The sequence below is a fragment of the Bradyrhizobium sp. 147 genome, from assembly GCF_023073935.1.
GTDB lineage: Bacteria > Pseudomonadota > Alphaproteobacteria > Rhizobiales > Xanthobacteraceae > Bradyrhizobium.
Genome location: NZ_JADPKL010000127.1, coordinates 1 through 5,071 on the forward strand (window position 1 = coordinate 1; position 5,071 = coordinate 5,071).

Sequence of the window (5,071 nt, forward strand, 5' to 3'; positions counted from 1 at the left end):
CCAGGACCTGTTGGCCGAGAAAGGCGTAACAGTCAGCCGGCGGACGCTGCAACGCGCCGTGCAGCCCTATCGCCAGGCGCTGAAGGCGGAGGCTCTGGCGACGACGCGGTTCGAGACGCCGCCGGGCCGACAGCTGCAGATCGACTTTGGGGAGTGCCTGGTCGAGATCATTACCGTCCATGCGCGGCCGCAGGAACCTGGCATCTTGGTCGTCCTTGTAGACCGTGGAGCAGACTTGGCGGTCCGGACGGCGATGTGGTGGACGGTGGCGAAAGAGGCGGCGACCAACTGGTCGAGCCACAAGGATGCCCGCCAGGGCGCGGCCCTCGCATACTACTCGGTGTTCTCCTTGGGCCCCATCATCGTGATCGCGATCGCAGTCGCAGGCCTCTTCTTCGGCCACGAGGCGGTCACCTCGCAGGTCACTTCCTCCTTGAAGGGCATGGTCGGAGACCGGCGCGAAGGCAATCGAGTCGATGCTGGCGGGAGCCAGCCGCCCCGCGGAGGGCGCTCTGGCGACGATCCTCGGCATCGGCGCCCTGCTGTTCGCCGCGATCGGCGTCGTCGTGCAGCTCAAGGATGCGCTCAACGTCGTCTGGGAGGTGGAGGAATCGGAGGAGGGCGGGATCTGGCATTTCGCCCGCAGCTCGTGCTGTCGTTCGCCGCCGTCCTCGCGCTGGGCTTTCTTCTGCTCGTCTCGCTGCTGGTGACCGCGGCACTGGCCGCGACGGGCAAGTTCGTCGCCCCGTACATGCCGGAGGGCGTTCTCCATGTCGTCAGCCTGGTGGTCTCGTTCGCCGTGGTGACGGTGCTCTTCGCGATGATGTTCAAGTGGCTGCCAGACGTCTCGGTCGGCTGGCGCGATGTCTGGCTGGGCGCGCTCCTGACCGCGTTGTTCTTCGAAGTGGGAAAGGCTGCGATCGGCTTCTACATCGGCAAGCAAGGACTGGAGTCGACCTATGGTGCGGCCGCCTCGATCTCGTCGTGCTGATCTGGGTCTACTACACCTCGCAGATCATACTCATGGGGGCGGAGATCACGCAGGCCCATGCCAAGCACGGAGGTTCGCTCAAGCAGTGAGGTGAGGTCATAATCCAGACCACGGGCATGGAGCCAACGGGCACGACGCCTATCCTCAAAAACAATGAGTACACCGCCTAACGCCTCGGCGCCGGGTTTCGCGATGGCGCGGACATCAATCGTTAGTTGGGACGCGGCAGGTCCATGAAGACCTCCAGCGTGTGGCCGCAGATCGCACAGCAAAGGCGTCGGCATCGGGCGGACCTGGCGGCTGCTCGCTCCGTTCGTAGAGTGCGCCGCACTGGCAAATGACGTGAGTGGCTGACACGCGGGACCTTCGCCGCAGGCAGCTAACGCTGCCCAGAACGCGGCAAGGATTGAGATTGATGCCCCGCAGCCGATTCATCGGCCTTGGATTTCAGGTCGGCCGCCTTTTCGACCAAGGCCGCCGAAACTTCCGGACTTCTCGTTGCCTTGGCAAACTTCAGGAGCGTCGTCGCCTGACGCGTCAAATATTGCCTGTCGACCAACTATGGAACCCCACGGCTACCGCCCAGCGCCGCGGATTCATGCCCGAAGGCGGGATTTGTTCACGAAATGTATAAAAGTGGACTCATAGCTGATCCGCTCTCGACGGCGCCGAGGTCGCTGAAACCGCCGACCTCCGCGGAGGTTGTATCAGGCAAGAGGGTCGACCGATGCGCAATGCCATCGACATCGATCGGAGGCACAGCCTGACAATCGTCCGGGAAATCGGCGAGCGGCTGCGTTCGATCATCAAGGAAGAGCCGGAATTGCCGATCGCCCTGCGCCGGCAATTGGAGCGGCTCCGGAAATCCGAAGCCTCCTGACTGGCCGTCGGGCGCGCGAAAGCCCGGGCGGTCATGAACCGCCGGGCGAACGCAATTACAGCTTAAGTAGGCAATGTAGGCATCTTGGCCGGCGCTGCCGCAGCGGTCTATCCGGGACAATACCGTAGGCCTCGGGGGCCCGCGCGTCGACGCGAACATGACCTGCACGCTCCTGATCGAAGCGGTCTCGCGTCGCGCCCGCGAGTTCGACGTTATTCATGCAGATATCGACTGGCTGCACATGCCCGCACTCAGCCGGGCCGGAACCCCGTTCCTCACCACCCTGCACGGGCGTCTCGACCTGCCTGGCATCGGCGAGGTGGTTCGGCAGTTTCGCGAGGCGTGCTTCGTCTCCATTTCCGACAAACAGCGCGCTCCGCTCAAGGACGCGAACTGGCGCGGGACGGTGCATCACGGCTTGCCGGCCGGCCTGTATCGGCCGTCCTACGCTCCCGGGTCGTACCTCGCCTTCCTCGGGCGGCTCACGCCGGACAAGGGGCCCGAGGACGCCATGCGGATCGCGCGGGCGGCCGGCATGCCGCTGCGGATCGCGGCGAAGGTGCCTCGCGGAGAAACCGCCTACTTCACGAAGCACATCCAGCCGGAGATCGACGGCGCTCGGGTCGAGCTCGTCGGCGAGGTGGACGAACGCGGCAAGCAGCCGTTTCTGTCGGCCGCTGCGGCACTGCTGTTTCCGATCAAATGGCCCGAGCCGTTCGGCCTGGTGATGATCGAGGCGAGGGCATGTGGGACGCCCGTGATCGCCTATCGGGTACCCGAGGTCGTCGACGAAGGAGTGACCGGCTTCATCGTCGAGAACGAAGCGGAGGCGGGCCGCGCGGTGAAAGAGCTGGCACGGATCGACCGGCGCGAGGTCCGGGCGCGGTTCGAAGAGCGCTTCACCTCGGACGGGAGCCTACGAGACCTACTGTCGGCCGCCTCTCGCCGCCAGGCCCCGTCTCCGAACACCTCGGCACGCCCGCGTCTCCGCTCGTGCCGTGAGCGGCGGCTGTTCAGGCGTTTGGCTATGATTCGATAGAAGGAGGACTGCATGCGCCATCAGCAAAGCGAGCAGCACCCGCGGCGGTGGTTCGCGTCCATCGCAAACAAGGCCTCGCAGGCAGCTGGCCGGGCATCGACCTTCATCCTGGCCTGCGCAGTAGTTGTGATTTGGGCGATCACTGGACCGCTTTTCCACTTCTCGGACACTTGGCAGCTCGTCATCAACACAGGCACGACCATCGTGACCTTTCTGATGGTCTTCCTGATCCAGAACTCGCAGAACCGGGACAGCGCCGCGATCCAGGTCAAGCTGGATGAGCTCATCCGAACTGGAAGTGTCCAGAATTCATTTGTCGGCATCGAGCATCTCTCCGCCGACGAATTGGAGGAGCTGCGTGCCCGCTGCGAGGCGCGCGCCAAGGCGGTCGCAGCAGAGAGAAGAGGCTCAAGCAGGCGGCATCCATCCAGATCCCAGGGCGATGCCGAGGGCTGACACAGCGCAAGAAAGAACGGCCTCGCCGCCATTGGCAGGAACGCGCGAGCCCCATGCGACGTTCGAGGTGAAGGCAGCGGCAACCCGCGTTCCGAATTCTTTTAAGAGGAGGATTCACCATGAGGTCCATTGCGAGCGCGCTGGTCTTTGCTCTGGCGCTTTCCGCTCCCGTCGCACTTGCCCAGACCACGAAGCCGGACGTCTCCGGCGCTCCGAGCGCGCAGAACTCGGGTGCCGGCATCGCCGGTCAGCCGGGTAACAAGAGTGGTCCAGCCGTCAAGCCGGGAGAGACCGTCGGCGCCAGCTCGAGCTCGAACCAGCAGAATCCGACCGTCCAGCAGCAGGACACTTCCAACATCAAAGGTCTGCCGGGAAACAAGAGCGGGCCGCCGGCCAAGGAGCCCGATCGCAAGTGATGCGGAAGCCCGGCCGTTGATCCGGGAATGCTCCTAGTTCGGCGGCATCCCTTTCTGCCCGCCGAGCTCCCTCACAATGCGGACGACCTCGTCGGGATGGAACGGCTTCTTCACGATGCGGCTGCCCGGCACGGGCCGAGGTGCAGCGGGCGAGTAGCCCGTGGCGTAGATCACCGGGAGCTCCGGATCGCTTTCGCGGCAGCGCTCCGCGATCTGCCAGCCGTCGATGTTTCCGGGCAGCCTGACGTCGGTGACCAGCACGTCGGCGACGTGGCGCTTGCACCAGTCCAGCGCCTCTTCCCCAGTGCTCGCGTGGATCACGTGGTAGCCCGCATCGCGGAGCGCTTCGACCACGAATTCACGGATCAGGGGGTCGTCCTCGACGAGAAGTACGCTCACTGGCCGCTCACTTGGGATGACGCTCGCAACGCATGTCGAACGGCTCAACTGCGTCGCCGTTCCCGAAGTGAGCGAGACCGGAGGGGTTCAAACGGTCAAAAAGTCTCAAAACCTGCCACAGGGAGTGCCTCTTTCGAGCAATCGTCATTCTCGGTTGGCGGTCGTAACATCTGGCGGCCTCCGAGCCCATCTTCAGCCCCGGTGTCCCGGTACGCAGGCGGCCCCGCCATGTGTAAGGGATTGGTGGGGCCGGTGCCGGGCGAGCGCCCGCATGGGCCTGCGTGCTTCCGAATTAGAACGCCTGTGGTCAAATACCAGGCTGGCAAGTTCGTCGTCGCACCAACTCGTTTGTAGGTGCCGAGATCCGGGCCCGAACGAACGCCAGGAAATCGAACGGCTGCTGGCGAGATCGAAACCGCGCTCAGCCTCCTCGTTCCAGGAGACGCCGCCACCTCAACAGAGGAATGATCCAGCTCCGCGCTCATAGCGAGCTGAGGTCATCCGGTACCTCGCCGAACTTCCGGATCAGCCTGGCGTCGCTGAAGTCGCCGCTGGACGGGTCGCCGGTTCGCGAGAAGGCGAGGGCGCCGGCATGGCCCGGCTTGCAGGACAGGGCTTCCGCCCGCATGACCGCGGTGTTGGCGCTCAGGCACTCAGCCGCTCGCCGGCGGCGATGCCCTCGTCGGAGAAACGAAGGGCAGAGCGACGAAATACGTCACCTCACTCATCTGCTGCACCCTTGGGTTCGCGCGCCCCTGGAAGCCGCCCCAAGGTGGCCTTCGCTTCCGGTTTGTCAATCGGCGTTCGACTGGGACCCCCTATCGGCATCCAAAAGGGACCCCTTTGATCGGCGTGCTCTGCTGGGAGCGCTCGGGTCGTCGGAGCTGGTC

At 64.7% G+C, this 5,071-nt stretch carries 7 protein-coding genes and 1 pseudogene; 6 read left to right on the plus strand and 2 right to left on the minus strand.

Annotation, left to right across the window (positions count from 1 at the left end):
- Together IVA87_RS30625 and IVA87_RS30630 are read left to right on the plus strand one after the other, a co-directional pair.
- A pseudogene (locus IVA87_RS30625) lies at positions 1 to 154 on the plus strand (IS21 family transposase); the annotation flags it as partial.
- Positions 155 to 442: 288 nt separating this feature from the next.
- Complete coding sequence (locus IVA87_RS30630; RefSeq protein WP_247336639.1) at positions 443 to 991, plus strand: YhjD/YihY/BrkB family envelope integrity protein; 549 nt, start codon at positions 443 to 445, stop codon at positions 989 to 991.
- A gap of 379 nt (positions 992 to 1,370) precedes the next feature.
- Here the strand turns inward: IVA87_RS30630 and IVA87_RS30635 are convergent, their stop codons facing one another.
- A complete protein-coding gene (locus IVA87_RS30635) occupies positions 1,371 to 1,550 on the minus strand; it encodes a hypothetical protein (RefSeq protein WP_247336620.1) in 180 nt (59 codons plus the stop codon).
- 168 nt (positions 1,551 to 1,718) lie between these two features.
- On the opposite strand from IVA87_RS30635, the gene IVA87_RS30640 reads away from it, so the two are divergent.
- The 4 genes from IVA87_RS30640 to IVA87_RS30655 all read left to right on the plus strand — a co-directional run bounded on the left by IVA87_RS30640 (position 1,719) and on the right by IVA87_RS30655 (position 3,782).
- Positions 1,719 to 1,871: a hypothetical protein gene (locus IVA87_RS30640; RefSeq protein ID WP_247336623.1), complete on the plus strand. Its 153-nt coding sequence runs from the start codon at positions 1,719 to 1,721 to the stop codon at positions 1,869 to 1,871.
- Positions 1,872 to 2,028: 157 nt separating this feature from the next.
- Entirely contained in the window at positions 2,029 to 2,910 is an 882-nt protein-coding gene (locus IVA87_RS30645) for a glycosyltransferase family 4 protein (protein ID WP_247336626.1), read from the plus strand.
- Positions 2,911 to 2,922: 12 nt separating this feature from the next.
- Entirely contained in the window at positions 2,923 to 3,366 is a 444-nt protein-coding gene (locus IVA87_RS30650; protein WP_247336630.1) for a low affinity iron permease family protein, read from the plus strand.
- A gap of 119 nt (positions 3,367 to 3,485) precedes the next feature.
- Entirely contained in the window at positions 3,486 to 3,782 is a 297-nt protein-coding gene (locus IVA87_RS30655; RefSeq protein ID WP_247336633.1) for a hypothetical protein, read from the plus strand.
- Between the two features lie 33 nt (positions 3,783 to 3,815).
- Here IVA87_RS30655 and IVA87_RS30660 read toward each other — a convergent pair whose 3' ends face one another.
- Positions 3,816 to 4,181, minus strand: a complete 366-nt coding sequence (locus tag IVA87_RS30660) for a response regulator (protein ID WP_247336636.1) — start codon at positions 4,179 to 4,181, stop codon at positions 3,816 to 3,818.
- Positions 4,182 to 5,071 lie beyond the last annotated feature (890 nt).

Excerpts from the sequence above, each read along its gene's own strand:
- IVA87_RS30630 (WP_247336639.1), top strand. The coding sequence starts at position 443 with ATGGTCGGAGACCGGCGCGAAGGCAATCGAGTCGATGCTGGCGGGAGC.
- IVA87_RS30640 (WP_247336623.1), top strand. The coding sequence starts at position 1,719 with ATGCGCAATGCCATCGACATCGATCGGAGGCACAGCCTGACAATCGTC.
- IVA87_RS30645 (WP_247336626.1), top strand. The coding sequence starts at position 2,029 with ATGACCTGCACGCTCCTGATCGAAGCGGTCTCGCGTCGCGCCCGCGAG.
- IVA87_RS30650 (WP_247336630.1), top strand. The coding sequence starts at position 2,923 with ATGCGCCATCAGCAAAGCGAGCAGCACCCGCGGCGGTGGTTCGCGTCC.
- IVA87_RS30655 (WP_247336633.1), top strand. The coding sequence starts at position 3,486 with ATGAGGTCCATTGCGAGCGCGCTGGTCTTTGCTCTGGCGCTTTCCGCT.